The sequence below is a fragment of the Endozoicomonas sp. ISHI1 genome (assembly GCF_024606225.1).
In the GTDB taxonomy this organism is placed as follows: domain Bacteria; phylum Pseudomonadota; class Gammaproteobacteria; order Pseudomonadales; family Endozoicomonadaceae; genus Endozoicomonas_A.
Map to the genome: position 1 here is coordinate 109,017 of NZ_JAGRPU010000011.1, position 26,038 is coordinate 135,054.

Genomic DNA, 26,038 nt, shown 5'->3' on the forward strand with positions numbered 1-26,038 from the left:
AACCTGAGTTTAGGGACAGCCCTCAGGGCAGGGAGCAATTACCCGAGAGGCTTGTCAAACATCTGTACTTTAACTGTTTCTCCTGCCTCAACACTTCCCTGGGAAGCAGGCAAAACGATGTAACAATTAGCCATGCTCATGGATCTGAGAATGCCCGACCCCTGACTGCCTGTTGTGACTACCTCGGCTTCTCCTTTCTCGTTGGTTGAGAGTATGCCCCTCTGGAATTCCAGGCGACCGGGATGTTTCTTGAGGGGGGTGAGACAGGTTGCTGGCAGTTCAGCAGCAGGAGCGGGTTTTGCTCCCATCATATGATGCAACGCGGGTGCTGCCAGCTGCTGGAAAGTCACCGTAGCGGAAACCGGATTGCCCGGTAGCCCAAAGAAGATACTGTTGGGAAGTTTACCAAAGGCAAACGGTTTGCCGGGTTTGATGGCCAGTCTCCAAAAGGAAGTATGGCCTATTTCATTGAGAATATCTTTGACAAAGTCGGCTTCACCCACGGATACCCCTCCGGAGGTAATAACCGCATCAGCCTGCTGATCAGCCTCCAGTAAAGCTTTGCAGATCTCCTCGCGGTCATCACGGAGTTTGCCAAGGTCAATCACTTCTGCTCCCAGGCGCTTGAGCATCGCAGATACTGCAAATCTGTTGCTGTCGTATATATTGCCCTGACCCAGTGTTTCACCGGGCAGTTTCAGCTCATCACCCGTTGAAAAGAGCGCTACTTTAATTTTGCGAACGACCGAAACTGTGGGGAGTCCCAATGAAGCCAGCAGCCCTACATCCTGAGCTTTGATGATGTGACCCTTTTCAAAAACCTGAGAGCCATGAAGAATATCTTCACCGGCACGGCGAATGTGATCACCTGAGCGGGAAGGGGGCTTGCGAAAAGCAATACCCTGTTCAGTTTTCTCGGTCTGCTCCTGCATGATGACGGTATCGGCACCTTCGGGAAGAGAGGCACCAGTCATGATTCTTATACAGTGAGCAGCGGGCAGAGTACCCTGATAAGGGTGTCCGGCCAGGGATTTTCCGGCCAGCGGCATTACAGAATGTTGTGCCAGGTCGCCGAAACGGAGTGCATACCCGTCCATGGCTGAATTATCGTGGGACGGAACGTTAACCGGCGAAATGATCGTGTCAGAAAGAACCCTGTCCAGGCAGTCAGCCAGAGCCACCGTTTCCGTTTCTGTGACGACCGGTGTTTCCGTCATCAGCTTCTCCAGCCCTTCATGCAGGGGCATCAGCCCCGGGGTAGTACAGCAGTCAGTCATTGAGAGATCTCCTCGTTACTGTTTTTGCAACGGCTTTTTTGAAACAAAAGCCGTAAATGAATTCAGCAATCTGCTCCGGGTCGTTGAGATCCTGCTGAGGGATCAGCTTTTCCAGCAGGGCTGTTTTACCCGAACCGTTGAATGCGGTCAGTCCGATAACAGCTCAGGGGAAGGATTGCAGTAGGGGGGCAGTATTTGCATTCCCGATCATTCATTGAGTGCGCAGAAGTCTATTGAAGTATCCGTTGCTACTCAATCACTCTTTCCGGGTTTTGATAGGGATTACGCAGTGTCATGGTTGAATTTACCGGGAAGGTTTGCCTGTTTCACGGTATTTGTGCCATTCAATATTGTCCTTTCGGGCATGGCTATTTAACTGAGTTGGCGTTAGGATGGGGGCCTAATTAATTTAAATAAAGCGCCGAGCTTCGCAGCCTAACCCTTGATCAGGTAATAGTCCTGAAGGCATGGCTGCCAAGCCGTAACCTGTGTGTGTTACACGCAAGGTTGCCAGGGTTCATATAGAAATGTCTGGGCCTCCCGTGTTTGGAAAGGTGTGAAATGCGACCATTACATGACCGACAGGGACGAACGTTCCCCTATCTGAGACTGTCTCTGACTGATCTGTGCAACTTCAAGTGCAACTATTGCCTGCCTGATGGCTGTGAAGAGCACAGTCACATGCAGTCGCTGGGTATTGCCGAAATTAAACGTCTGGTGACCGCTTTTGTGGCGGTCGGTGTTGAGAAAATTCGTCTGACCGGTGGTGAGCCCACCCTGCGCAATGACTTTAATGACATTGTCAGTACGATCAAGTCCATTCCGGGTATTCAGAATGTTGCCATGACCACGAATGGTTACAAAATGGATCAGAGGGTAGAGTCCTGGTTGGATGCCGGTGTTGATCAGATTAATGTCAGTATCGACAGCCTCGACCCCCGAGCGTTTGCAGCAATAACCGGGCACGACCGTCTTCAGGAAATACTGGTAGGTATTGATAAGGCCTTTGCGAACGGTCTTACCTCTATCAAAGTCAATGCAGTTTTGATGAAAGGGGTCAACGACATTCAACTGGGCGCGTTTCTGAACTGGATTAAGCACCAGCCTGTTACCATGCGTTTCATTGAGTTGATGCAGACGGGTGATAATGGTTGTTTTTTCAATCAATACCATGTCCCCGGAAAGCAAATAAGAGATCAGCTTCTGGAGCAGGGCTGGGTCAGAATGGCCCGAAATAAGGATGCGGGTCCGGCTTACGAATATTGTCATCCTGATTATCAGGGGCGCATTGGACTGATCACCCCCTATTCAAGAGACTTCTGTAAAGACTGCAACCGTTTGAGGGTTAGCAGTCAGGGCCATCTGCAACTGTGCCTGTTCTCTGAATCAGGCCACGACCTTCGACGTTTATTACAGGACGACAGTCAGCAGGATGAATTGATCCGGGAGATTCGATCAGTACTGAGATTGAAAGTCGACAGTCATTTTCTGGATCAGGGGTATACCGGAGGCACCCGGAATCTTGCCCAGATTGGTGGCTGAGAGATCCCGCCCTTCGATTAAGAGGGTTAGGCCTCCAATGGGCTGACCGGTATACTCTTTGGTTCATCGGGGATTATTGTCGGCACACAGGGCACAAAGGTGAATGTGCCTTCCATATTTGAAGACATGATGCGCAATAGAAGTGCCTTAAACAGGCTCCAGCGGCGACAGGGTATCTTATGGGGTCCATACAAATAGGACATAATCCTGCAAAGAACTTTACTGTCAGGTAGTCGGAAATTCTTGCTGATAATACGTGCTCTGTTACTCGTGCAACGAGACTACAAAAGGCCAGTGATAAGCTTTCATTACTCTTGATAAATGCTACTAAGTCATAAGTAAAATTAGAATAAAAGCAAAATATCAAGCTCGTTGAAAAAACAGTTATAAAATCTTGACGAAAAACATTACCTGGTTTAAGTAAATGAAAATTTACAAAAGAAACACTTGCTATTTCAACTAAACGTAAAGGGAGCCTGAGTCCATCATAGTATAACGAAAGAGAAGTTAATAAATTTATCAGGTCTTTGGAAAAACTCTTTTCGTAATCTTCATATGAGATAGTGTGGTTGGATGCATCATCTTGAGACCCGTAAGAAACACTGCAAGATATGAGTAAGGTAAATATCACTGATTTGCATAAATAAAGCATATCTATTGTATATGAATTTTAGGGAACACCAGGTCATGGTAGATTACGAAAGCTTACATCACCAAAAGTCCAGCACACTGCACCTGCGAGCACCCGTTGAAAATGGCTAGAGCAAAAGCTGCTTCAGCTAAAAGCCTTTCTGTTTCCGAAATGGGTATTTATTGAACAGGCTGACCGGTATACTCTTTATTTCATCGATGGCTTACTGTCGGCATACAGGACACAAAGGTGATTGTACCTCCCACATACGAATGCATGCTGTGCAATACCAGTGCCTTCTACAGTCTGCAACTTCGATAGGGTATCTCACGGGTTCCAGGCATATAGAACATGGTCCCGAGAAAAGTTTTACAGACAAATAGTCTGAAACATATAAAGACGATATGTGCTCTATTCTTTGCGCAAAGAATCTAAATATGAACAATGATAAGTCTTCGGGATTATTCTTGTTTTTTCTTATGTCATATACGGCATTAGCGAGAAGACTAAAAAATGTGCCATATGCAGCAATAAAAAGATACTCATAATGAAAAGTATTGCCCAGCTTAAGCAGATAAAAATTTAATAAACTGTGACATGCTATTTCAGTTACACGTAAAGGTAGCCTGAACTCATCATAATATAACGAGAGAGCAGTTAATAAATTTGATAGGTCACTTGAAAAGCTCTGTGCGTAATCCTCATATGAAAGCCTGTGGTTGGAGCTTTCATGTTTGTCATAACCAGTATTATCTTGAGACCCGTAGGAAGCACCATAAAATATTAGTGAGATAAACACCGCTAATTTGCATAAATGATACATATTTATTACCTGAATTCCTGAACATCCAAGCAGGGAAGAGACACCTCCTGCTTATCGAGATTGAATTTTAGTGGATTGGCCCCGAATTTATCTTTCCAGGCTCGCGGGATCAGCTCTCAGTATCCAAGCCGGATGGTAAATAATGCGTTGTTTGAAGGGCAAAGGCTGGCGGTCAGGTTGGAAATTTTTAAGATCACCGCAAATGAGCGGCTACCTTGAAAGGCTGATATACACTATAGTGCATCGAGGGTTACTGTCGGCATACGGCGCACAGAGGTGATTGCACCTCCCACATACGAATGCATGCTTTGCAATACCAGTGCCTTTTACAGGCTGCAACGGCGATAGGGTATCTCATCGGTTCCAGACAAATAGGACATAATCCTGAAAAAAGTTTTACTGCCAGATATTCGGTTATTAATAATGATGATGCGTGCTCTGTTCTTTGCGCGATTAATTTAAATATGAATAATGTTAGGCTTTCATAATTATGCAGATTAATTCTTAGATCATATGAAATATTAGCAACACCGCTTAATAAAATGCCTGATAAAAAAATAAAATTATATTCATCATGAAGGGTATTGCCCAGCTTAAGTAGATAGAAATGTGACAAACATACAACTGCTATCTCGGTCACACGTAAAGGTAGCCTGAATTCATCATAATGTGACGAGAGAAAGGTTAATAAATTTAACAGGTTAGTCGAAAAGCTCTGTTTGTAATCTTCATATGAAATAGTGCGGTTGGAGCTTTCATGTTCGTCATAACCAGTATTATCTTGAGACCCGTAGGAAGCACCATAAGACAGTAGCGAGAGAAATATCACTAATCTGCATAAATCAAACATAATTATTGTATGTGAATTTAAATGTGTAGTTGGTCAGCATAGGTTATGAAGCGTCACATCACAAAAAAATTCAGCAGACTGCGCTTGCGAACAACTGCTGAGTTACGAAAGTCCTGGCTATATTTTATCCACAGAAAATGGCTGGAGAAAAAGATGCTTCAGCTAAAAGCAGTTCACTGTCCGAAATGTTCATTTATTGAAGGAGGTGACGGTTGCTCTCATTATTTTAATTGGAGGTTACTGCCGACATAGAGGGCAAAGAAGTGATTGTGTCTGCCATGAACGAATGCACACTTCGCAATACCAGTGCCTTTTACAGGCCGCATAGCAGCCAGGGTATCTCACTGTTTCTATACAGATAGGACACAACCCGGCAAAGAGCTTTACTGACAGGTAGTCGTAAATCAATAAAGATGATACGTGCTCTATTTCTTGTGCAACGAGTTTAAAATAGATTACTGGTGAGTTTTTATCACTATTATTGGTAATTGTTTTTAGGTCATATGAAGTGTTAGAGACAAAGCTTGACAACAAGGCAATGGCAAGAATAAAAATACATTCACGGGGGAAAATATTACCCGTTTTAAGTAGATAGAAATTTAGCAAAAAAATAGTTGATATTTCAGCTATACGTAAAGGCAGTCTGAATTCATCATAATATAACAAGACTGAGGTTAATAAATTTATTAGATCACTCGAAAAGTTCTGTTCGTAATCCTCATTTGAAATAGTGTGGTTGGAATTTACACGTTCATCATTAAAAGTATTATCTTGAGACCCGTAGGAAGCACCATATGATATTAGTGAGATAACAATCACTAGTTTGCATAAACTAAACATATTCATCGCGCATCAATTTCAGGTAGCATTCGATGATGATAGATTACGAAAGGTTACACTACAAAAAAACACTCTGTATCTGCAAACACCCACCGAATGATCAGTCCCCCGGACTGATCGCTTCTATCAGTGCCTGCACGTCATGGCCCCTCTGGGCCATTTTAAGAGAAATTTGGTAAACGTAAAAATGTGTGCTGAAGTGTACATTCCGGTTAGGACGGGTATAATCCCGCTCGAAGACTGGCCGGGCGAATGTAATTTATCATAAACATTAATTTGTTATGGATACTGGGCCAGTCTCGATCTTGACTGCCTGTGGTAACCTTCTTGATGACTCATACGATCTTTGATACTCCCATTGTTAATACTCTCTTTCGCTTTATCTCTACTCTGGGTCTGAAACTGACAGGCTGGAAATTGTCAGGTAAAAAGCCAAATGCTCGAAAATATGTCCTTATTGCTGCCCCCCATACCAGCAACTGGGACTTTATTCTGGTGATAGCCATTGCCTTCAGATTCGGTATCAAGATTTCCTGGATGGGCAAGAGCGGCCTTTTTAAGGGGCCCATGGGCCCCATAATGCGTTGGATGGGTGGCATTCCTGTGGAGCGAAGCCGAAATACCGGACTGGTGCAGCAAGTCGTCGACCGGTTTAATGCTTCTGAGGATCTTATCGTGACTATCCCTCCTGAGGGAACGCGCAGCAAGGTAGGCCAGTGGAAAAGTGGTTTTTATCATGTTGCGGCTGGTGCAGGTGTGCCCATTGCCCTGGGGTTTCTGGATTTTAAAACCAAAGTGGGAGGTTTTGGTCCCATGTTCTTCCCTACGGAAAAATACGAGGATGACCTGAAGAAGATTCAGGACTTCTATCGGGGGATGACGGGCAAAAGGCCTCATAGATTCTGAAGAGACCTGCTGGTATTTGGTGTGGGATAGGTAAATGGCTGCAAATAGTCATCAGTAGCTATAAACCCCTTCTCTCTATCGGCTAAAAACAGGCCGGTTGCTTGAAATACAGCTATCTATGTTGAGCGATTAGCGATAGAATGACCGCCCTTTTGTGGGAAGGCTGTTCAATAAGGCTTCCCAGTAGTCCTGGTACTCCGTTTACCTCTGTGGTCGGTTTGCATATTGAATGCTCATCGGATACCGACCCTGTCAGTTCTTTCGAGATCATCAACGAAGTCATGGACACCCAACTGCCATGAGTGAAAAGGCCGCTGGCTGTTAATGAGCGGCCGGAACATGGTTAATAATCACCGCACGTTACGAAAAGGATCGTGCAGTGGATCAGTGTACATGGGAGTCTGTTCACAGGCTCAGGTCGCAAGATCCGGAAAGAGCGATCAGCGTTTTCATTGGATTATTCAAGCTAATCAATAACTTGTCTGACTCTCTGAAACCTGTCCTGTTCCATAGAACATGATGACCGTCTTTCTACCTGCGACTGGCCCATGGGTGATTCTCACGGCTTAAGACCGGCATTACCCCGTCGGCTGCCTGTCAGAGTATCTACAGGGACAGCACTGATCATATCAATGCCTAATTTTTCGGAGCACTTGATGTCTGACGACACAACCCCTACTGAGTCAATGATTACCTTTGCTGAACTGCCCCTTTCTCCGGCGGTGATCAGGGCGGTACAGGATGTTGGTTATGAAACACCTTCTCCTATTCAGGCTCAGAGTATTCCCCGGATTCTGGATGGTAGAGACCTGCTGGGTCTGGCCCAGACCGGTACAGGCAAAACCGCCGCTTTTGCCCTGCCAATGCTTTCCAGACTGGATATGAAGGCCAATGATCCTCAGGTTCTGGTCCTGACACCAACGCGCGAACTGGCCATCCAGGTGGCTGAAGCTTTCCAGCGTTATGCCCGTCACATGCCTGGCTTCCATGTACTGCCAGTTTATGGTGGTCAGGATATGCGTGGTCAGCTGAGAGGTCTCAAGCGTGGTGCTCATGTTATTGTGGGTACGCCGGGTCGTGTCATGGACCATATCCGCAGAGAAAGCCTCAAATTGGATGCACTTAAAGCGGTCGTTCTGGATGAGGCCGATGAAATGCTGCGCATGGGCTTCGTCGATGACATTGAATGGATCATGGAACAGACACCTGAAGAGCGTCAGGTAGCCCTGTTCTCTGCCACTATGCCCAGACAGATTCGCAAGATTGCTGATACGCATCTGAAAAATCCTGCCACTGTTGAGATCAAGGCGAAAACCGCCACTGTTGATACCATCACTCAGAAAGTCTGCATGGTCAGCGGCTTTCACAAGCTGGACGCACTGACCCGTATCCTTGAAGTCGAACCTTTTGATGCCATGATTATCTTCGTGCGCACCAAAACCGCGACCGTAGAGCTGGCTGAAAAGCTGGAGGCAAGAGGTTTTGCTGCTGCTGCATTAAACGGTGACATGAGTCAGGGGCTGCGTGAAAAAGTGGTGGATCGACTGAAGAAAGGCTCTCTCGATATTCTCATCGCCACCGATGTTGCAGCCCGTGGTCTTGACGTTGAGCGTATGTCTCACGTCGTAAATTACGACATTCCTTATGACACGGAAGCTTATGTTCATCGTATTGGTCGAACTGGCCGTGCTGGTCGTCAGGGTGTTGCTATTCTGTTTGCTACGCATCGTGAGCGTCGTATGTTGCGTGCTATTGAGCATGCTACCCGTCAGCGCATCGAAACTATGCGTCTGCCATCCATGCGTGACGTCCGTGATATGCGCATCCGTGCCTTCAAGGAAGAGGTTGTGAAATCCCTGGAAATGGGTGAAGAGCTGGATGCATTTCGTGAAATCATTGCTGAGCTGGAAACCGAACATGCACTGAGTTACCAAGACATGGCCGCTGTTCTTTGTTTTATGGCTCAGAAAGATCGTCCGTTCCCGGATGGTAAAGAACCAGAACGTACACAGCGTGAGCGCCGGGATCGTGGCGACAGGGGAGACCGTGATCGTGGTGAGCGTCTTCGTCGTGATCGGAAAGAAGATAATGAAGGCATGGTTCGTTACCGTGTTGATGTAGGTCGCGATCAGGGTATTTCGCCCGGAGACCTGGTCGGTGCGATTGCCAACGAAAGTAATATTTCTGGCAAAAACATCGGTCACATCCGCCTTTTCGACACCTGCTCTTCCATCTACCTGCCGGAAGGTGTGGATGCGACTACGCTGGATGCTCTGAAAAATGTCAAGGTACGCAACAAGGCTCTCGGTCTGAAAGTTTGGGTTGATGATGGTCGTCGTGATAACAGTCGTCCTCCTCGTCGTGGTCGTGGTCGTGAAGGTGAAGGTTTCAGAAGAGATCGTGATAATCGTGGTGGAGACAGACGTCAGAGTTCACGCAGGCCTCGTCGTGAAGCATAAGCCGGTCATCTTTCCCTGATGATGAAAAAGCAGAAGCCAGGTACTTCTGCTTTTTTTTTGAGTGGAGCACTGCAAAAGTCGATTAACAGACCGTTAAAGGGCGGGTAGACTGTCAGGAAATAAAAATTAAAGAGGTCTCGTTTATGCTATACGTGGCATTTTCTGGCTCGAAAGGGCGAGGAGTCTTTACCCGTAAAAAGATTGAGCGAGATACGGTCATCGAGCGTTGCCCTGTTCTTGAATTGCCTCCTGAAGATCTTGAACATATCGATCAAACGTCAATATACAACTATTACTTTACCTGGGGCGAGGCAATGGATTCAGCCGCCATTGCTTTGGGGCTGGGTTCAATTTATAACCACTCTTACACACCTAATGCACTCTATCGGTTTGATATGGACGACCGGGTGATTGAATTTATTGCCATTAAAAAAATTCGGCCCAATGAAGAGATAACGATTAACTACAACGGTTCACCAAACGATCGATCGCCGCTTTGGGAAGGTATTCAGTGGGAACCCTGAACAGTGGATACCTGAATTCAGGAATCATTAGTTAGTATGATTGATTTATGTTGTGAATCATTTGGCTGCTACACTAAGAGATGTTTATCTGGAGGTGTTCAGTCATATGAGTATCGGTCGATGTTCTACTGTTTGCTACTTCTTTGTCGTGTATAGGTGTCGCTTCTATCCGGGTTAGTGGTGTCACTGCAATCTTGGGTTTCATCAGGATTCTGTACTACTTTTTATAGAACTGTATTCCGTATATAGCTCCGTATTTTGTGTCAGGCCTTGGTAATGAAGGTTTCTGGCGGTTTTCAATGAGCAGCTTCAGGGTTTATGCTCAGGCCTTTCTGCCAGAGCAGAAATCAAGAACCGTCTCACGTGAGGTATAAGGTAAAATCATGAGAACCATGGGCCGTTATGTTCTGGTGCTGGCAGCAGGAGGTTTTCTTGCTGCCTGTACTACACCGGACAAGAGTGTGGTGGTAACACCCACTGACGTTGAGGGTAAAACCTGGGTGCTGCATTCCCTGAATGGCGCGCCACCGGTAAATGGTAAAAGAGTTACCCTTGAGTTTCAGTCTGCTTCCAGCAAGGATGGTCAGATCAGTGGTCGCGGCCCTTGTAATGGTTACTTTGGTAGCTATACGATGCAGCAGGATGAGCTGCAGTTTGGTAGAGTGGGCTCCACCATGATGGCCTGTCCGGAACCTTACATGAAACAGGAAATGGCTTATTTCAAAGGGCTTCAGCAGGTTGACACCATGACGTCCAATGGTCTGGTGATGACTCTCAAGGGGCGCCACAATGATGAGACGATCACTTATTTTGCAGAGAGCGCGAAAGTCAGAGGGGTCATCAAATCATCCACAGGCAGTTTCCCTGCTGGCTCGGATGTTATCGTTTCGATGAAAGATATCACCAACAAGGATCATCACTCGAATCTGATTGGTGAGAAAAAAATCAGGCTGGATCAGGGGGTTGATGGACCCTTGAAATTTGATGTTCCATACTCGCCCTCTCTGATTGAGCCAAACCACACCTATTCTGTTGCTGTAGAAGTCAGGCAAAATGGAAAGCTGATTTCCCACAGTACTTCGAATAAGATTATTGATTTCTCCAGACCTCTGGAATTTAACTCAGGTCAATGATTATGGCTTGAATGCCTGTTCAGAACTTCAGCCAGTTGATAACCTGAAGTCGTTATCCTCTCTTTTGCAATCCTTTGCCCTCTCAGCAAATATTCTTTGCTGAGAGGCTTGCCTGTTTTGATCTGATCAAAGACTGATGTTCTCTGTATATCAAGGCTCTCCCTGGTCCGGTTTGCAGGGGACTTCCACCGACACATGGCGCCTTCTTTTCCTCTGTTCCGGAAGCAACTACTAACTTATTGGTCAGGGTATGGCTGGAAAGATTCTCTCAGCTCACGGTTAATGTGATAGATTTAGACCTTCCATTTTACTGTTAACAAGACACAAAGGAGTTCCCGTTATGCAGTTTCGACCCTGTATTGATCTGCACGAAGGCAAGGTGAAACAGATTGTGGGAAGCTCTCTGCGTGATGGTGATAATTCGGCTCAGGTGAATTTTGAAAGTGACCGTTCAGCGGCTTATTTTGTGGAACTTTACCGTCAGGAACAGTTAACCGGTGGCCATGTCATAAAACTGGGGCCCGGTAATGAGGTCGCCGCCGCTTCAGCTCTTTCAGGCTGGCCCGGAGGCCTTCAGGTTGGCGGCGGTATTACAGCAGAAAATGCCGTTCAGTACCTTGATATGGGAGCCTCCCACGTCATTGTGACCTCCTACGTTTTTAAGGATGGTCAGATCAATTTTGAAAATCTCAACAAATTGCTGGCCGCGGTGGGCAGGGAGCGCCTGGTGCTGGATCTTTCCTGTAAGAAAAAAGGCGGTGACTATTTCATTGTCACGAATCGCTGGCAGAAGTTTACCGATACTCGAATCAATGCTCAGACACTGGAGAAGCTGGCTCACTATTGTGATGAGTTTCTTGTTCATGCCGCATCGGTTGAAGGCTTGATGGGTGGGCCTGATCTGGAACTGGTTTCCCTGCTGGCTCAATATTCACCCGTTCCGGTGACCTATGCGGGGGGGATTGCCTCTCTGGAAGACATTGAGGCGGTGAGAAAAGCCGGTAACGGTCAGGTGCACATTACCATAGGCAGTGCTCTGGATATTTTTGGTGGTTCCCTGGCGTTTATGGATGTCGTCGCGAGCTGTAAAACGGATTACCCATCTTAAGCAAGCCGTTTTGAATAACTGTCAGTATCAATATCAAGAATTTCAACCGTCAGAATATTCACGTTCGGGATGATCTGGTCAGCAGCACTGAGCACTTTTTGGCTCAGATCTTTCTTCTCGGTGGTGGTACGACCTTTCATAATCCTGACGGTGATGTGAACAAAGGATTGCTCAGGCTGAGCGGTTTGAAAGTACTCACAGGGGATGGCTCTGGACTTGATGTCTTCTGCTTTAAATAGCCTTGATTCCAGAGCGCTTTGATGAACAGTTGAAATCAGATCTCTGATTGAGTGATTCTGTTCAATGTCTGAAGAGTATTCGATGACGCAATGTGGCATGGCGAATTGTCTTTAAGAAGTGTTGTGAAGTAGCCTATCAAAAGCTCGGGAAGAGAAACAGCAAGAAAGGTGGCTCTATAAATTCCTGTTGATTCTTGTCTATTCTGGTTGTTTGGAAAGGAAACGATGAACTAATACATGAACAGTCAAACACTGGGAAGCACCCTGCTGGTAGCAGGCACATCTATTGGGGCAGGTATGCTGGCTTTGCCGCTGGTTTCTGCTGCTACGGGTATTTGGTCAGGCATCCTGCTGATGATGTTAATGGCTGCTCTGGCCTGCTATGGAGGTTTGCTCATAGCGGAGGCCTGCCGCGCCGTGCCAGAAGCCGATAACCTTCATGGTGTGGTGGGGCGGTTGCTGGGAAAATCTGGTCAGGCTGTGGCTATTCTGGCCATGCTGTTTCTATATTATTCACTCTGTTCAGCCTATATCACAGCCGGCGCAGGGCAAGTTGTTTCCTTCAGCCACAGGATGGGACTGGCTCTCAGTTTTTCTCAGTCAGCTACGCTGGTGGCAGTTGTTATTGCCGTTATGGTGGTGATCGGGACTGTGGTTGTGGATTATGCCAATCGCACAATGTTCTTCCTGATGATGATGTTATTGATGTTCATCATGGTGCTTCTACTGCCAGAAGCAGAAGCCGAAAATCTCACCCTTGGAGTCGGTGAACCCGGTATGCTCTTCGCCGCTTTGCCAGTACTTTACACCTCCTTTGGGTATCATTGTGCAGTACCTACCGTCGTGCGATATGTCAAAGGCAGGCCCGGAGATTTTCGCCTGGCATTGGTGCTGGGCAGTGTCTTGCCCCTTGTGGTCTATTCACTCTGGCAGGTTGCGACCAACGGTACTTTGTCATCTGTGGAGATCAACAGCCTGCACAGTAGTCCGGATGCAGTGGGCCAGCTTATCCGTAAAATTGGGGATGCCAGTCATTATTCCGGCTTTAGTTATCTCATCAGTGGTTTCACAGTCTGTGCGCTGGGTACTTCATTTTTAGGAGTGGCCATTGGCCTGTTTGATTATCTGGCTGAGGTCAGCCAGAGACCTGATAACATCATGGGTCGTATTCAGACTGTCTGCCTGACACTGGGCCTGCCATTGCTGGTGGCGGTTTTGTTTCCGGGAGGCTTCGTGATGACTCTGGGCTATGCTGCTGTGGCTTTGGTGATTCTGGCGGTCTTTATTCCTGTCATGCTGGTCTGGGAAGCACGAAAGCAGGACCTTGAAGAGCCTTATCAGGTGGCCGGGGGCAAACTGTTGCTGGTGATTATGTGTTTGATCGGGCTGGCCGTCATTCTTGCTCAGGCAGGCATTGTTTCCGGCTGGCTGCCAGCTCTGGATTCTTGATCATTCATAAAAAATCACTGTCAGAAGAGTTTGTCTGGTTGTTTGAGAATGATCCGATTAATATCAGTTCATCCACTCAGGAAAACAGGAACTCCTCATGTTACGAAAAGCACTTCTGGTAGCCTCTGCGCTGCTTCTCCCGGCTTTGTCTCTTGCCAATGGATACGTTGGTCAATGGTACACCGTTGATGAAGAAACCCATAAAAAGGAATCTCTGGTGACTATCTGGGAAGAAGGTGATCAGCTGAAAGGCAAGATTGTGGAGATCCTTGATCCTGCATCCAGAAATGCGGTCTGTGAAAAATGCAAAGGTGATAATAAGGATCAGAAGATAGAGGGGCTGACTTTTCTCTGGGGGATGAAAAAAGACGGTTCTCAATACGACAACGGAAAAGTGCTAGATCCGAAGTCGGGCAAAGTATACAGCGGCAGCATGAAATTGATTGACGGAGGTAAAAAGCTCAAGCTTAGGGGGTATGTGGGCTTTTCATTGTTAGGCAGAACCCAGGTTTGGGTTAAAGCCGACTAGCAGCCTGTCGGACTTAAGCGTCCGTAGCGAGGATTGCAAGACGCAGTAGGACAGCCTTAAGTCCGACAGGCTGCTAGATAGATTTGAAAATGGCCCTAAGTCCATGGGCCAATAATAGCCGGCAGAGATGACTGCCGGGGTCAGTGAATGGCTCCAATGAAGCCATATGGCAGTCATTTGTACTGACTGAAGAGCTCAGCTTTGTCGTCTTTCTCCTTTTTCAAAGTCAGTGCCAAAAACAGAATTGCCATGCCACAGGCTGCCAGTATCAGCATAAAACCGCCACTCCAGCCCATCGCGTCAACAATGACTCCCATGGCCAGGTTGGCAAACAGCGCACCACCGAGGTAACCAAACAGGCCGGTCAGGCCAGTGGCGGTTCCGGTCGCTTTCTTCGGGGCTGAGTCAGCGGCCTGCAAACCTACCAGCACCACAGGACCATAAATCAGAAAGCCCACAAATATCAGGCAGAGGTTATCAATCATCGGGTGCCCGGCAGGGTTCTGCCAGTAGATAACAATGGCTACACAGACCAGCGCCATCATCCACATACTGACTGGAGCACGACAGCCTCTGAAAAAGCGGTCACTGGCCCAGCCACAGAGCAGGATACCCGGAATGCCTGCAAACTCGTAAAAGAAATAGGCCCAGCCACTTTGAGCCATTGAAAAACCTTTAACTTCTTTCAGGTAAGTTGGCGCCCAGTCCAGTACTCCGTAGCGAACCAGGTAAACGAAGACATTGGCCAGTGAGAGATACCAGAGCAGTTTATTGTTGAATACATATTTGAAAAAGATGTCTTTGGCCGACATCTCTTGCTCATGGTGATGCTCGTCATAGGATTTAAGCTTATCGCCAGTCCAGGCTTCGATGCTGGGCAGACCGCAGGACTGGGGGGTATCTCTTAATAATGTCCAGGTGATACCGGCCAGAACAAGGGCTACGACGCCATGGAACCAGAGCTGTGATTGCCAGTCGCCAAACAGAAAGACCGCAAATATGGCCATAGGTCCCACCAGACCGGCTCCGAGGTTATGAGAGGTATTCCAGTAGGCCCATTTAACCCCTCTTTCTCTAACGGAGAACCAATGTGTCATGACCCTGCTGCCCGCCGGATAGCCCATGCCCTGAAACCAGCCATTAAGAAACAGCAGGGCAAACATGGCAGGGACTGAAGCTGTGGCAAAAGGAACGGTTCCCATAAAGATCATGGTCAGAGCCGAAAGAATCAGGCCAATACTCATGAATTTCCGGGCGTCACTGCGATCAGACAGGTTGCCCATGAGAAACTTGCTAAAGCCATAGGCAAAAGAAACGGCTGAGAGGGCCACGCCGAGTTCGGATTTGCTAAAACCCTGTTCAATCAGATTGGGCATGGCCAGAGAGAAATTTTTGCGAATCAGGTAATAAGCGGCATAGCCAACAATGATGCCGAACAAAACCTGAAAACGGAGCTTTTTATAAGTTTCATCGACTTCTTTGGACGCAATCTGCTCTTGATGAGCAGGAGGACTGAGAAAGCCCAGCATATGAAGTACTCCCGAATTTATTTGCTAGTGCCATTTTTCCCGAATATGTTTTTATGTCTGGGCAGCCAAGAGTTACGTCTTGTATTCCTTTGGCCGACAATTGGGTCCATGGCTGAATGATCCGAAACGGCTTTTCTCTCCATACTGCGAGAATCATTCTTACAGGCAACTGCAAAATGATGGTTAGACTCACCGATATCAAAAGAGAAGCTGCTTTATAAGTCCCACAGAACCTGTGTGAAGATGTGCCTATGGGTTTTTATCAAGTGTTAATTTCAGTCCAGATTTGTGATTTAGCAAGTCGAAAGTCTAAAAAACTTAATATCCGAATGAAATTTGTTAAATAGAACTATCGTTTAATTTTCTGTTATTGAAGCCATGTACTTGCCTGTCCGGTACAGTAAAATGCTGTTAATTATCTTTTATATGCAGGTTCCATGAACTGGTTCGTTTATATCATTCTGGCAAGTAACAACAGTCTGTACACGGGTATTACCACCAATATCGAACGGCGCTGGAAAGAGCACTCGGGCGAAAAGAAAGGCGGTGCTCGATTTTTCAATGGTAAAAAACCTTCTGCCCTGATGTATGTGGAAGAAGGTCATAACCGTTCAACAGCAGGCAAGCGGGAAGCCGCCATTAAAAAGATGACTCGTACCCAGAAGGAAGCTCTGCTGAAAGAAAAGCAAAACAGGGCTTCAAACTATGCTGAAGTGCTGCCAACAGGGGCAGGTTTTGAGTAATCGATCCTGTCAGAATGCGCTTCCTGTCAAAAGATACATTGAAATCAAAAGTGCCAATGCCGGTGGGTTGTAGAGGGTGTTGGCTGCACTGATATACTGAGTCTTGAAGCTGCCCACATTGACAGACAGGGTTGATTTCCATACTCGTATACGGCTGAACTCGGGTGATGCCTCAAATAAATAAACCTCACCATTGCGATATTCAGGCTTGAGTATGGTCAGGCGTTCACCTGCTTTCTGACATAACCAGCTATCAACAATCCTTCCTTTATTGTTCAGCAGGCTGATCTTGGTGTTGGGTTCGTTACACAGTGCAACCACCGGGTAATTCCTTTCTTCGAAGATAGAGGCCGTTTGGGTCCGGTTATAGCTGATCTCCCAGATTAACTGAATGGGGGGTGTCACTGAACGATCATAGTCGGTGGGAATTATTTCAGTAGCCGTTGTCATGGCCGTTTCGGTATCTTCGTCAGCATCGGTGTCACTAATAATAACAGGAACCTTGTCTGTCGCATTTGTCATAACCGTTTCGGTATTCGTTCTGGCAGGACGGGTAGTGGTCACAGGATCTGTTACAGGCGTTGTTAAAAGAGTGGTTAAAGGAACAGGGGTATAAGGGGGAATGATAAAACCGTCATTTAACTGAGGATCCGGGTCTGCGCAGCCGGGATTGGCGTCAGCCGTTTTATTACAGACGTAAACCTTTAGGCGCATGTTGTGTGTCAGGCAGTGTCCGCCTTTTTTGTTATGAATAGAAGACTCCAGGCCATTGGATGTGGATAGGAAGTAGTAATGTTTTCCCCCTTCAAAGGTTCTGTCGTTGAGTCCGGCAGCATGTTCGAGAAAAAGTATGCTAAGAAAAGACAGCTCGACGGGTTGGTTGCAAGGAAAGAGATCTATGACTTTATCTCGTGGATTTTCTCCTATTTCACAATTCTCATAGTAGGTTTCGTTGTCCGTTAGCCATATATTTTCGTACATGGTTAGGGTTTGTCTATCATTAGCGCGCTTCTTTACCACTGTCGGCTTATTGGGACAAATAAAATACAGCTGCGAGTTTAGTCTCACAGATATGCTCTTGTTCTTGGCGTGGGAATATAAATGATCCCACCACCAGACGCTGGTGTAGACATCACGAGCATCGCATGTCTGAAACAGAGGGAGTAACAGCAGGAATCCGAATAAAACAAATTGCATGGTTTTTCTCTGTTAAAAGTCAGAATAAAAGTAGCAGACCTATCTGCATAGCTTCAGAAAATCGTGTCAGAGCATGCTTGCAGTAAAAAGATACATTGAGATCAAAAGAGCTAACGCCGATGGGTTGTAGTGTGGGGTGGCCTTACTGATATAAAGATCCTGAAAACTACCCACATTGACAGACAGGCTCGATTTCCATACTCGTATACGTTCATATTCGGGTAATGCCTCAAATAGATACGTTTCGCCATTCCGGTATTCAGATTTAAGTATCGTCAGATGCTCACCGGCTTGTCGGCATAACCAGCTGTCGACAATCGTTCCTTTATTGTTTAGCAGGCTGATCCTGGTGTTGGGTTCTCTACAAAGTGCAATCACCGGGTAGTTTTCTTCTTCAGTGAGGTAGGCTGTTTGGGTCTGGTTATAGCCGATCTCCCAAAGTAACTGAATGGGCTCTGCCAGTGAATGATGAAACCTGGTGGAAGCTGTTTCAGTAGCTATTATCCTGACCGCTTCGTTATCGTTGTGAGAATCGGTATCACTGTCGCTAGCAGTGTAGGGGCCCGTCATTATGACAGGAGCCTTTTCAGTCGTATTTGTACTGACCGTTTCGGCATCGGAGTCGGTAGTAACAGCAGGAACAGTCGTCGTTACAGGGTCGGTTAATGGCTCTGTTAAAAGAGTTGCAAAAGGAGCAGGAGTAAAAGGATTGTTTGCAGAAAACCTGTTTATATTAGGGTCCAGGCCTTTTTTGCAGTTAGGGTCCGGGTCTCCTCCTTTCATGCAAACGTAAATCTTGAGGCGCATGTTATGTGTTGAACAATGCCCGCCTTTTCTTCTATAAACTGAAGATTGAGTGCCATCTGATGTGGAAAAGATATAGTAATTTTTTCCTCCTTCAAAGGTTCTGTCGTCTGCTCCGGCAGCATGTTCAAGAAACAATAAATTAAGATAAATTAATTCATTGGGCTTGTTGCAAATAAAGCGATCTATAGGTTTATTGGTTCCTATTGCTTTCAATCCCCCTACTTCACAATTCTCATAGTCGGTTGCGTTGCTCGTCAACCATATATTTTCGTACATTGTTGAGGTTTGCCTATCGTGACTGCGCTTTTTTACCACTGTGGGCAGGTTGGGACAAATTATAGAGATCTCTGAGTTTAAATGCACAGTGATGCTCTTGTTATCAGCATGCGAATAAAAATCGTACTCCCACAAAATGCTTTTGTAGACATCACGAGCATTGCATGCCTGAAACAGATGGAGTAACAACAGGAACCCGAACAAAATAAATCGCATCGTTTTTCTCTGGTAAAAAGTCAGAATGAATGTAGCAGACTTTTCTACGCACTTTCAGAAAATCGTGTCAAAGTGCATTTGCAATAAAAAGATACAATGAAATCAAAAGCGCCAATGCCGGTGGGCTATAGAGTGAGTTTACATTACTGATATAACGATGCTTGATGCTATGCACATTAACAAACAGGCTTGATTTCCATATTCGCCCGGGACTGTATTCGGGCGAGGCCACGAATAGATAAACATCGTCATTCCGGTACTCCGGTTTAAGTATCGTCATACGCTCATCTACTTTCTGACACAACCAGCTATCAACAATCCTCCCTTTATTGTTAAGCAGGCTGATTTTTGCGTTGGGTTCATTACACAGTGCAACCACCGGGTAATACTCTTCTTTAGAGATGGTGGTTGTTTGGGTCTGGTTGTAGCGGATCTCCCATATTAACTCAACGGGCTCGTTCGGTGGATCATTATGGATGGTGGAAACCGCTTCAGTGGCCTTTCTCGTAAACGTTTCAGTAGCCTTTGTCGTAACCGCTGCAGTAGCCTTTGTTGTAACCGTTTCGGTATTAGTATTGCTATAGGTATCAGTAATAATGGCAGGAACATTCGGCACTCCGGGATTTATTAAGCCGAACATGAAAGGAGATGGCGTAGAAGGATCACTTGGAGGAATAATGTTTAACTTAGGGTCTATGTTTTTGCAGAGAGGATGGGGGTCACTACGTTTTTTACAGACATAAATCTTGACGCGCATGTTGTGGGTCAGACAATGTCCGCCTTTTCTGTTGTTAAGTGAACCTATGGTGCCGTCTGATGTCGACAATACATAATAATATTTCCCCGCTTCAAAAGTCATATCGTTTTGTCCGGCAGCAAATTCAAGAAACAGTAGATCTACAAAAAACAGTCGAGTGGCATCGTTGCAAACAAAATGGTACGCCAGACTTGAGGTGTTTGTTGGTATCTCACAGTTTTCGTAGAAGGTTTCGTTCTGTACTAACCATAGATTTTCATTCATTTCTGAGGATTGTCTGTCGAACCCGCGTTGCCTTGCCACAGTGGCGATATTGGGACAAATAAACCCTATCCGTGAGTTTATCCGTACAGCTATGGTTTTGTTCTCGGCGTGTGAATATAAATCTTCCACCCATAGAGCGCTTGTGTAGACATCACGAGCATTACATGTCTGAAACAGACAAAACAACAAGATGAATCCGAACAAGACCCGTTTCATAATGTTTCTCTTCTACGAATTCACAGTGTGCTTGCACTAATAAGATACATAGAGATCAAAAGCGCCAACAACGATGGGTTATAAAAGGCGTTTGCGTTATTAGTATGATAATCCCTGGAGCTAACCACATTGATAGACAGTTTCGATTTTGATGTCCGCAAGCGGCGATACTCAGATGATGCCTCAAATAGATGAGTGTCGCCATTCCGGTATTTGGGTTTAAGTATCGTCAGGCGCTCACCGACTTTCCGACATAGCCAACTATTGGCAATGGTTCCCTTGTTGTTCAGCAGATTGATCCTGATGTTGGGCTCTCTACACTGCGCAACCACCGGATAATGCTCTTCTTCAAAGATATTTGCAGTTTGGTTCTGGTTATGGCCCATCGTCCAAACCAACCGAATGGGCTGTGCCAGTGAATGATCATATCTGGCAGGAACCGTGTTGGTCGCTTTTAGCGTGATCGTTGCGATATCAGTTTGAGCATTGTTGTCAGTCATAGTGACAGGAACCGACCCCGTCGCGGTTGTTGCCATAACTATTGCAGTGCTGTTGTCAGTCATAGTGACAGGAACCGACCCCGTCGCGGTTGTTGTCATAACTATTGCAGTTCTGTTGTCAGTCATAGTCACAGGAGCCGACCCCGTCGCGGTTGTTGCCATAACTATTGCAGTGCTGTTGTCAGTCATAGTGACAGGAACCGACCCCGTCGCGGTTGTTGCCATAACTATTGCAGTGCTGTTGTCAGTCATAGTGACAGGAACCGACCCCGTCGCGGTTGTTGCCATAACTATTGCAGTGCTGCTGTCAGTCATAGTGACAGGAACCGACCCCGTCGCGGTTGTTGCCATAACTATTGCAGTGCTGCTGTCAGTCATAGTGACAGGAACCGACCCCGTCGCGGTTGTTGTCATAACTATTGCAGTGCTGTTGTCAGTCATAGTCACAGGAGCCGACCCCGTCGCGGTTGTTGCCATAACTATTGCAGTGCTGTTGTCAGTCATAGTGACAGGAGCCGACCCCGTCGCAGTTGTCACAATTACTGCGGTATCGTTGTCAGCCATAGTGACAGGAGTTGCTCTCTTCACGGTTGTCATAACGATTGCGGTACTGTTGTCAGCCATAGTGACAGGAGTCGCTCCCGCTGCGGTTGTGATAACTATAGCGGTACTGTTGTCAGCCATAGTGACAGGTGTCGTTCCCGCCGCGGTTGTCACAACTATTGCGGTATCGTTCTTAGCCATAGTGACGGGGACCGTTTCATTAGCGATTGTGCTAACCATTGCAGTACCATTGACAGCGGTATTGGTGGGAACGGTCGTCGTTAAAGGAGTTGTTAAAGGCGTTTTTACAGGGGCAGAAAGAAAAGCACCCGTTGCACTATACCAGTTTAACTGAGGGTCCGGATAAATGCAGCCGGGATCCGTTTCATTGAATTTTTTACAGATATAAACCTTGAGGCGCATGTTATGTGTTCGACAATGTCCGTCTTTTCTGTTACGTACTGTGCTCGATTCCCCCGTTGACGTGGATAGGAAATAGTAGTGTTTTCCCTCTTTAAAGGTCACGTCGTCTTTTCCGGCAGCATGTTCAAGAAACAGAATACTAAGAAAAACCAGGCGTGTGGGTTTGCCGCATACGTAGCGGCTTGTGAATTTGTCTTGAGGATCATCTCCTATTTCACAATTCTCATAATAGGTTTCGTTGTCCGTTAGCCATACATTTTCATACATGGTTGAGGTTTGCCTATCGTGGCCACGCATCCTGACCACAGTGGGCAGATTAGGGCAAACAAAATACAGCTGTGAGTTTAACTTTACCGATATGCTCTTGTTCTCGGCCTTCGAATATAATTCGTCTATCCACCAGGCACTTTGGTAGACGTCACGAGCATCGCATGCCTGAAACAGATGGAATAATAACAGGAGCCCGAATAAGACAAATGGCATAGTATCTATCTGGTAGATAAGTCAGAATAAAAGTAGCAGACATGCCTTCACATCTTCAGAAAATTCCACACTTTCAAGTCTTCCTTCCCATGGGCAGCAAGGCCTCTGAAACCGACCTGACTTTGCTCCATAAAAAAACAGTTATCTGCTCATACTGAAGACCTTCCAAGGAATCACAAAATCTTACAAAAATAATTCAAGACTGCCGGGTAAGCGGGTATAATGCGCTCCCGATCAGGTTTGAATAATCTGTAGATGGCCGGTGGCAGCCCGGACGACATTCACAACAATAAGACGAGGAGCTCTCCATGGAAGTAGCTTTTTGGGATGGCAAACGCGCACCCGGTATATCTGATCATATTGACTTCGGAGCCTTCTCTAATCTCAGGGAAGTGATTGCAGATGCTGTCGACAGACACGGAGACAAGCCCGCGTTCACAGGGCTGGGATTAACGCTCAGCTTTAAGGAAGTGGATCGGCTGAGCGATCAGTTTGCAGCTTACCTTCAGCAACACACCGGACTGCAGCCCGGCGATCGCATCGCACTACAGATGCCCAACATTCTGCAATACCCGGTGGTGGCCTTCGGTGCCATCAAGGCCGGTTTGGTCATTGTAAATACGAACCCCCTCTATACCGCCAGAGAGATTAAGCATCAGTTTAATGACGCAGGCGTGAAAGCTCTGGTTTGCGTCAATATTGTTGGGCACCTGATCGAAGAAGTTTTGCCTGAGACCGGTGTTGATCACCTGATAGTGACAGATCTGGCGGATCTGTTGCCCTGGCCAAAGCGCTCCATAATCAACTTTGCCGTTAAGCACATCAAGAAAATGGTGCCGGCTTATAGCCTTCCAACAGCGGTACCTTTCAGGCAGGCCCTGGCACTGGGTAGCAAGGCAACCTACAAGCCACCCAGGCCGGCTCAAAAAGAAGACCTGGCTGCTTTGCAGTACACAGGAGGAACTACCGGTGTCGCCAAGGGCGCCATGCTGACCCATAACAATCTGATCAGCAATGTTCTTCAGACAGTAGAGTTGAGAAGGCAGACAAAAGCTGATGGTAGTCCGGTTTCCAATCCTGAAGGTGATACCGTGGTAGCGCCGCTGCCTCTTTACCACATCTATGCCTTTTCGGTTCATCTATTGTCTTACTTCTCTCTGGGGGGGCACAGTATCCTGATTGCCAACCCCAGGGATATTGATACGTTCATCAAAACCATCAAGCCCTGGCGTATTAATGCATTCATTGGCCTCAACACTCTGTTTGTGGGCTTGATGAATCATCCTGAGTTCAAGAATATTGACTTTTCTGATCTGAGAGTGACCAACTCCGGGGGTACGGCACTTCAGCAGGCCACAGCAGATCGCTGGCTCGAACTCACTGGTTGCCGAATCGGTGAAGGTTATGGTTTGTCTGAAACCTCTCCGATTTTGACCGCTAACCCTGCGGGTGATTTTGTTCAGGACGGCACAGTGGGTATTGCCTTACCGGGTACCGCTCTGAAAGTCATTGATGATGAAGGCAATGATTTACCTTTTGGTGAACGCGGTGAACTCTGTGCAAAGGGCCCCCAGGTCATGGCGGGTTACTGGCAGCGCCCTGAAGCCACTGCTGAAGTTCTGGACGACGGCTGGTTCCGTACGGGGGATGTAGCCATCATTCAGGAAGACGGTTATGTACGTATAGTTGACCGCCTGAAAGATATGGTGCTGGTATCCGGCTTTAATGTTTATCCCAATGAGATTGAGGATGTTGTCGCCAGACACGAAAAAGTTCAAAACTGTGCGGTGATCGGAGTGCCTGATGAGAAAACAGGTGAGGCAGTAAAACTCTTTGTTATTCCCCAGGATGACAGTGTTACCGAGCAGGAGTTAAAGGATTATTGCCGCAAGAATATGACAGCTTATAAAGTGCCCAGACAGGTAGAGTTCAGAGTAGAGCTCCCGATGACGCCTGTAGGCAAGGTATTGAGGAAAGATCTTCGTGCACAAGAGCTGAAGAAGCTGGAAACAGTTTGATACAGTCATCGCTCTCTGCTTTAAGCCTCATTTTAGCCTTGATAGACCAGTGGCATAGACTCGTAATGAGTCTATGCCACTGGTGAGTAATAAAACTATTGCGGCTAAGCGTATGATTTAATTCGATTGGTCGTATGATTGGCTATTAAAAAGTTGTTGTTTTTTTCTTGATTCGTCAATTGTTATTTTTTTGTATCATAATTTATGTACGACACTGTTTACAGTTAGTCATTGCAATGGTACTTTTGACGCTTTCTAAATAATACCTATCCTGGTTTTTTCTAATGAATATTTTTGAAGAGTCACTGAATATCCTGAAATCAAAAGTGCAGTTGCGTAAATTGTTTCAAGGTATGCATGTTGAAGATATAGAAAGTGTTATCAAGCGCGTAGAAGCGATCCATGAAGAAAAAGTGCGTGAGCACAATGAACAGAAGGAACAACAAGGGCGCAAAAGAGAAGCTGTTGAAAGTATTCTGGGTCAAATGCATGAAAAAGGTCTGACCCTCGAAGATCTGGCGGCTTCTGCCGTTGCCGAGAAAGTCAGAAAAGGAAAGCCAAGACAGCGTTATCAGTTTCAATATGAAAAAGGAGATGGCTCTGTGGTCAGCTGGGAAGGTGCTACCACAGGTCGTATCCCGGCAGAGTTTACTGAGTATCTCTCAAAAACTGGAAAAGAACGTAAAGACTGTATTGTTGCCGAACTTTAATATTCTTCAGCTCAGAAGTTATTATTACTTGGCCTGATAGATAGCCAGGAACTCAAATAAAAAAACCGGATGACTCCGGTTTTTTTATTAATCGGATTTAAGATCAGAGACGTTGCTTGATCATTTCTTTCAGTGCGCCTTCTTCGGTGAAGCCTCTTAACACTTCATCAGGGAATACCAGTGCCGGTGTTCCACGAATGCCAAGCTCCTGTGCCAGACGCAGGTTCTCATCAAGTTGCTGAGTGACAGACTCGTCCACTTTCAGATTGTCAGCCTCAATGCCCTCTGCTTTCAGTGCAGCTTTAATAGTGCTGCTGCTATGTCTGCCAGGCTTGGACATCAGACGCTGGTTAACAGGCAGGTATTTACCCTTGTCCTGCTTAAAGGTGGCCAGGGCCATTTCCGCAGCTTCGCGAGACTCAGGACCGAGGACAGGGAGTTCCTTGATGACAATTTTTACGTCAGGGTTCTCTTTAACAATTTTCTTCAGAATAGGATCCTGACGCTTGCAGAAGCCACAGTTGTAATCACCAAAGTAGGCAATAGTCACCTTGGCTTCAGGATTGCCCATAATGGGGTTCTCAGGGTTCTCAAAAAGCACTTTTTGACGGGCTTCCAGCATCTGCTTTTCGGCATTCTGCTGAGCGGCGATTTCTCGCTTTCTTAGCTCGTTCATGGCTTCAACCAGAATGTCCGGGTTTTCTATCAGGGTTTTACGAACCAGCTCTCTGACTTCTTGCTGTTGCTGATCATCCAGAGGCTCTGCCTGAAGGTTGAGCGAGCCCATCAGTAAGGTGGTGGTGAGAATAAGAGTTTTTTTCATGGTGCTCTTCTGTGAGTCGGTATTTGTTTCCCTGAGTCGTTGCTGAAGCTCATGAGAGTGAGGTTCGCTTCAGGGGCGATATGGCTTTGATTGTCACTTTGTCATGATTAAATGGCAATGGCAAAGACTAATAAGCCGGGCTATCTGACTCTGGAGCCCTTCTGCTCGTATTACTTCGGGGCTCAGGTCATTTAACAGCGAAAAGCATTTCATCATGATTTTA

General features: G+C 46.4%; 26 protein-coding genes and 1 riboswitch. Of the genes, 12 read left to right on the forward strand and 14 right to left on the reverse strand.

The features are described 5' to 3' along the window. Positions 1 to 38: 38 nt before the first annotated feature. Positions 39 to 1,277, reverse strand: a complete 1,239-nt coding sequence (gene moeA, locus KBW69_RS09285) for a molybdopterin molybdotransferase MoeA (RefSeq protein WP_257276119.1) — start codon at positions 1,275 to 1,277, stop codon at positions 39 to 41. Positions 1,278 to 1,684: 407 nt separating this feature from the next. Further along, a riboswitch (molybdenum cofactor riboswitch) is annotated at positions 1,685 to 1,850 on the forward strand. On the opposite strand from moeA, the gene moaA reads away from it, so the two are divergent. After that, positions 1,839 to 2,819 carry a GTP 3',8-cyclase MoaA gene (gene moaA, locus KBW69_RS09290; protein ID WP_257276120.1) on the forward strand — a complete coding sequence of 327 codons (981 nt, stop codon included), beginning with the start codon at positions 1,839 to 1,841 and terminating at the stop codon, positions 2,817 to 2,819. (Overlaps the previous riboswitch by 12 nt.) Before the next feature lie 73 nt (positions 2,820 to 2,892). Here moaA and KBW69_RS23720 read toward each other — a convergent pair whose 3' ends face one another. From KBW69_RS23720 to KBW69_RS23735, 4 genes are all read right to left on the reverse strand, one after another. Next, positions 2,893 to 3,471: an RING finger domain-containing protein gene (locus KBW69_RS23720; protein ID WP_368736486.1), complete on the reverse strand. Its 579-nt coding sequence runs from the start codon at positions 3,469 to 3,471 to the stop codon at positions 2,893 to 2,895. Between the two features lie 202 nt (positions 3,472 to 3,673). After that, positions 3,674 to 4,273 carry an RING finger domain-containing protein gene (locus tag KBW69_RS23725; protein ID WP_373690681.1) on the reverse strand — a complete coding sequence of 200 codons (600 nt, stop codon included), beginning with the start codon at positions 4,271 to 4,273 and terminating at the stop codon, positions 3,674 to 3,676. 250 nt (positions 4,274 to 4,523) lie between these two features. Then, positions 4,524 to 5,123, reverse strand: a complete 600-nt coding sequence (locus KBW69_RS23730) for a hypothetical protein (protein WP_373690682.1) — start codon at positions 5,121 to 5,123, stop codon at positions 4,524 to 4,526. 237 nt (positions 5,124 to 5,360) lie between these two features. After that, positions 5,361 to 5,969 carry a hypothetical protein gene (locus KBW69_RS23735; RefSeq protein ID WP_373690683.1) on the reverse strand — a complete coding sequence of 203 codons (609 nt, stop codon included), beginning with the start codon at positions 5,967 to 5,969 and terminating at the stop codon, positions 5,361 to 5,363. Positions 5,970 to 6,293: 324 nt separating this feature from the next. Between KBW69_RS23735 and KBW69_RS09295 the strand changes: the two genes are divergently transcribed. From KBW69_RS09295 to KBW69_RS09305, 3 genes are all read left to right on the forward strand, one after another. Further along, on the forward strand, positions 6,294 to 6,869 hold the full coding sequence (locus tag KBW69_RS09295; protein ID WP_257276121.1) for a lysophospholipid acyltransferase family protein: 576 nt from the start codon (positions 6,294 to 6,296) through the stop codon (positions 6,867 to 6,869). Between the two features lie 656 nt (positions 6,870 to 7,525). Then, positions 7,526 to 9,328, forward strand: coding sequence for a DEAD/DEAH box helicase (locus KBW69_RS09300; RefSeq protein ID WP_257280691.1), 1,803 nt, complete (start codon positions 7,526 to 7,528; stop codon positions 9,326 to 9,328). 143 nt (positions 9,329 to 9,471) lie between these two features. Further along, entirely contained in the window at positions 9,472 to 9,852 is a 381-nt protein-coding gene (locus tag KBW69_RS09305; RefSeq protein WP_257276123.1) for an SET domain-containing protein, read from the forward strand. A gap of 73 nt (positions 9,853 to 9,925) precedes the next feature. Here KBW69_RS09305 and KBW69_RS09310 read toward each other — a convergent pair whose 3' ends face one another. Then, the gene (locus KBW69_RS09310) at positions 9,926 to 10,057 is read right to left on the reverse strand and encodes a hypothetical protein (RefSeq protein WP_257276124.1); all 132 of its coding nucleotides are present in this window, start codon (positions 10,055 to 10,057) and stop codon (positions 9,926 to 9,928) included. 178 nt (positions 10,058 to 10,235) lie between these two features. On the opposite strand from KBW69_RS09310, the gene KBW69_RS09315 reads away from it, so the two are divergent. Continuing rightward, positions 10,236 to 10,985 carry an META domain-containing protein gene (locus tag KBW69_RS09315; RefSeq protein WP_257276125.1) on the forward strand — a complete coding sequence of 250 codons (750 nt, stop codon included), beginning with the start codon at positions 10,236 to 10,238 and terminating at the stop codon, positions 10,983 to 10,985. Here the strand turns inward: KBW69_RS09315 and KBW69_RS23740 are convergent. Further along, entirely contained in the window at positions 10,979 to 11,182 is a 204-nt protein-coding gene (locus KBW69_RS23740; protein WP_368736483.1) for a S1/P1 nuclease, read from the reverse strand. The two genes, KBW69_RS09315 and KBW69_RS23740, sit on opposite strands and share 7 nt — an antisense overlap. A 143-nt stretch (positions 11,183 to 11,325) precedes the next feature. Here KBW69_RS23740 and hisA point away from each other — a divergent pair, with 143 nt between their 5' ends. Continuing rightward, entirely contained in the window at positions 11,326 to 12,093 is a 768-nt protein-coding gene (gene hisA / locus KBW69_RS09320) for a phosphoribosylformimino-5-aminoimidazole carboxamide ribotide isomerase (RefSeq protein ID WP_257276126.1), read from the forward strand. Here the strand turns inward: hisA and KBW69_RS09325 are convergent. Further along, the gene (locus KBW69_RS09325; RefSeq protein WP_257276127.1) at positions 12,090 to 12,431 is read right to left on the reverse strand and encodes a 5-carboxymethyl-2-hydroxymuconate Delta-isomerase; all 342 of its coding nucleotides are present in this window, start codon (positions 12,429 to 12,431) and stop codon (positions 12,090 to 12,092) included. The two genes, hisA and KBW69_RS09325, sit on opposite strands and share 4 nt — an antisense overlap. A 138-nt stretch (positions 12,432 to 12,569) precedes the next feature. Here KBW69_RS09325 and KBW69_RS09330 point away from each other — a divergent pair, with 138 nt between their 5' ends. After that, the gene (locus KBW69_RS09330) at positions 12,570 to 13,781 is read left to right on the forward strand and encodes an aromatic amino acid transport family protein (RefSeq protein ID WP_257276128.1); all 1,212 of its coding nucleotides are present in this window, start codon (positions 12,570 to 12,572) and stop codon (positions 13,779 to 13,781) included. A gap of 97 nt (positions 13,782 to 13,878) precedes the next feature. Then, a complete protein-coding gene (locus KBW69_RS09335) occupies positions 13,879 to 14,310 on the forward strand; it encodes a DUF2147 domain-containing protein (RefSeq protein ID WP_257276129.1) in 432 nt (143 codons plus the stop codon). 173 nt (positions 14,311 to 14,483) lie between these two features. Here the strand turns inward: KBW69_RS09335 and pgtP are convergent, their stop codons facing one another. Continuing rightward, positions 14,484 to 15,839, reverse strand: a complete 1,356-nt coding sequence (gene pgtP / locus KBW69_RS09340; RefSeq protein ID WP_257276130.1) for a phosphoglycerate transporter protein PgtP — start codon at positions 15,837 to 15,839, stop codon at positions 14,484 to 14,486. 437 nt (positions 15,840 to 16,276) lie between these two features. On the opposite strand from pgtP, the gene KBW69_RS09345 reads away from it, so the two are divergent. Then, a complete protein-coding gene (locus KBW69_RS09345; RefSeq protein WP_257280692.1) occupies positions 16,277 to 16,582 on the forward strand; it encodes a GIY-YIG nuclease family protein in 306 nt (101 codons plus the stop codon). 9 nt (positions 16,583 to 16,591) lie between these two features. Here KBW69_RS09345 and KBW69_RS09350 read toward each other — a convergent pair whose 3' ends face one another. The 4 genes from KBW69_RS09350 to KBW69_RS09365 form a co-directional block, all read right to left on the reverse strand. Next, the gene (locus KBW69_RS09350) at positions 16,592 to 17,779 is read right to left on the reverse strand and encodes a hypothetical protein (protein WP_257280693.1); all 1,188 of its coding nucleotides are present in this window, start codon (positions 17,777 to 17,779) and stop codon (positions 16,592 to 16,594) included. A gap of 66 nt (positions 17,780 to 17,845) precedes the next feature. Next, positions 17,846 to 19,078 (reverse strand): hypothetical protein, encoded by a 1,233-nt coding sequence (locus KBW69_RS09355; protein WP_257280694.1) that lies wholly within the window; start codon positions 19,076 to 19,078, stop codon positions 17,846 to 17,848. A gap of 67 nt (positions 19,079 to 19,145) precedes the next feature. Then, the gene (locus KBW69_RS09360; RefSeq protein WP_257274427.1) at positions 19,146 to 20,099 is read right to left on the reverse strand and encodes a hypothetical protein; all 954 of its coding nucleotides are present in this window, start codon (positions 20,097 to 20,099) and stop codon (positions 19,146 to 19,148) included. Between the two features lie 236 nt (positions 20,100 to 20,335). Further along, a complete protein-coding gene (locus KBW69_RS09365; RefSeq protein WP_257280695.1) occupies positions 20,336 to 20,815 on the reverse strand; it encodes a hypothetical protein in 480 nt (159 codons plus the stop codon). Position 20,816: 1 nt separating this feature from the next. Between KBW69_RS09365 and KBW69_RS09370 the strand changes: the two genes are divergently transcribed. From KBW69_RS09370 to KBW69_RS09380, 3 genes are all read left to right on the forward strand, one after another. Beyond that, positions 20,817 to 21,713: a hypothetical protein gene (locus KBW69_RS09370; RefSeq protein WP_257280696.1), complete on the forward strand. Its 897-nt coding sequence runs from the start codon at positions 20,817 to 20,819 to the stop codon at positions 21,711 to 21,713. 859 nt (positions 21,714 to 22,572) lie between these two features. Then, entirely contained in the window at positions 22,573 to 24,282 is a 1,710-nt protein-coding gene (locus KBW69_RS09375; protein ID WP_257275119.1) for an AMP-binding protein, read from the forward strand. A gap of 284 nt (positions 24,283 to 24,566) precedes the next feature. Then, entirely contained in the window at positions 24,567 to 24,992 is a 426-nt protein-coding gene (locus tag KBW69_RS09380) for an H-NS family nucleoid-associated regulatory protein (RefSeq protein ID WP_257275117.1), read from the forward strand. Positions 24,993 to 25,095: 103 nt separating this feature from the next. On the opposite strand, the gene KBW69_RS09385 is transcribed toward KBW69_RS09380, so the two are convergent. Continuing rightward, on the reverse strand, positions 25,096 to 25,815 hold the full coding sequence (locus KBW69_RS09385; RefSeq protein WP_257275115.1) for a DsbA family protein: 720 nt from the start codon (positions 25,813 to 25,815) through the stop codon (positions 25,096 to 25,098). Positions 25,816 to 26,038: the final 223 nt, after the last annotated feature.

Bases quoted from the DNA above. Each gene is read 5' to 3' on its own strand.
- moeA (WP_257276119.1), bottom strand. From the start codon at position 1,277: ATGACTGACTGCTGTACTACCCCGGGGCTGATGCCCCTGCATGAAGGG.
- moaA (WP_257276120.1), top strand. From the start codon at position 1,839: ATGCGACCATTACATGACCGACAGGGACGAACGTTCCCCTATCTGAGA.
- KBW69_RS23720 (WP_368736486.1), bottom strand. From the start codon at position 3,471: ATGCTTTATTTATGCAAATCAGTGATATTTACCTTACTCATATCTTGC.
- KBW69_RS23725 (WP_373690681.1), bottom strand. From the start codon at position 4,273: ATGTATCATTTATGCAAATTAGCGGTGTTTATCTCACTAATATTTTAT.
- KBW69_RS23730 (WP_373690682.1), bottom strand. From the start codon at position 5,123: ATGTTTGATTTATGCAGATTAGTGATATTTCTCTCGCTACTGTCTTAT.
- KBW69_RS23735 (WP_373690683.1), bottom strand. From the start codon at position 5,969: ATGAATATGTTTAGTTTATGCAAACTAGTGATTGTTATCTCACTAATA.
- KBW69_RS09295 (WP_257276121.1), top strand. From the start codon at position 6,294: ATGACTCATACGATCTTTGATACTCCCATTGTTAATACTCTCTTTCGC.
- KBW69_RS09300 (WP_257280691.1), top strand. From the start codon at position 7,526: ATGTCTGACGACACAACCCCTACTGAGTCAATGATTACCTTTGCTGAA.
- KBW69_RS09305 (WP_257276123.1), top strand. From the start codon at position 9,472: ATGCTATACGTGGCATTTTCTGGCTCGAAAGGGCGAGGAGTCTTTACC.
- KBW69_RS09310 (WP_257276124.1), bottom strand. From the start codon at position 10,057: ATGAAACCCAAGATTGCAGTGACACCACTAACCCGGATAGAAGCGACA.
- KBW69_RS09315 (WP_257276125.1), top strand. From the start codon at position 10,236: ATGAGAACCATGGGCCGTTATGTTCTGGTGCTGGCAGCAGGAGGTTTT.
- KBW69_RS23740 (WP_368736483.1), bottom strand. From the start codon at position 11,182: ATGTGTCGGTGGAAGTCCCCTGCAAACCGGACCAGGGAGAGCCTTGAT.
- hisA (WP_257276126.1), top strand. From the start codon at position 11,326: ATGCAGTTTCGACCCTGTATTGATCTGCACGAAGGCAAGGTGAAACAG.
- KBW69_RS09325 (WP_257276127.1), bottom strand. From the start codon at position 12,431: ATGCCACATTGCGTCATCGAATACTCTTCAGACATTGAACAGAATCAC.
- KBW69_RS09330 (WP_257276128.1), top strand. From the start codon at position 12,570: ATGAACAGTCAAACACTGGGAAGCACCCTGCTGGTAGCAGGCACATCT.
- KBW69_RS09335 (WP_257276129.1), top strand. From the start codon at position 13,879: ATGTTACGAAAAGCACTTCTGGTAGCCTCTGCGCTGCTTCTCCCGGCT.
- pgtP (WP_257276130.1), bottom strand. From the start codon at position 15,839: ATGCTGGGCTTTCTCAGTCCTCCTGCTCATCAAGAGCAGATTGCGTCC.
- KBW69_RS09345 (WP_257280692.1), top strand. From the start codon at position 16,277: ATGAACTGGTTCGTTTATATCATTCTGGCAAGTAACAACAGTCTGTAC.
- KBW69_RS09350 (WP_257280693.1), bottom strand. From the start codon at position 17,779: ATGCAATTTGTTTTATTCGGATTCCTGCTGTTACTCCCTCTGTTTCAG.
- KBW69_RS09355 (WP_257280694.1), bottom strand. From the start codon at position 19,078: ATGCGATTTATTTTGTTCGGGTTCCTGTTGTTACTCCATCTGTTTCAG.
- KBW69_RS09360 (WP_257274427.1), bottom strand. From the start codon at position 20,099: ATGAATGAAAATCTATGGTTAGTACAGAACGAAACCTTCTACGAAAAC.
- KBW69_RS09365 (WP_257280695.1), bottom strand. From the start codon at position 20,815: ATGACTGACAACAATGCTCAAACTGATATCGCAACGATCACGCTAAAA.
- KBW69_RS09375 (WP_257275119.1), top strand. From the start codon at position 22,573: ATGGAAGTAGCTTTTTGGGATGGCAAACGCGCACCCGGTATATCTGAT.
- KBW69_RS09380 (WP_257275117.1), top strand. From the start codon at position 24,567: ATGAATATTTTTGAAGAGTCACTGAATATCCTGAAATCAAAAGTGCAG.
- KBW69_RS09385 (WP_257275115.1), bottom strand. From the start codon at position 25,815: ATGAAAAAAACTCTTATTCTCACCACCACCTTACTGATGGGCTCGCTC.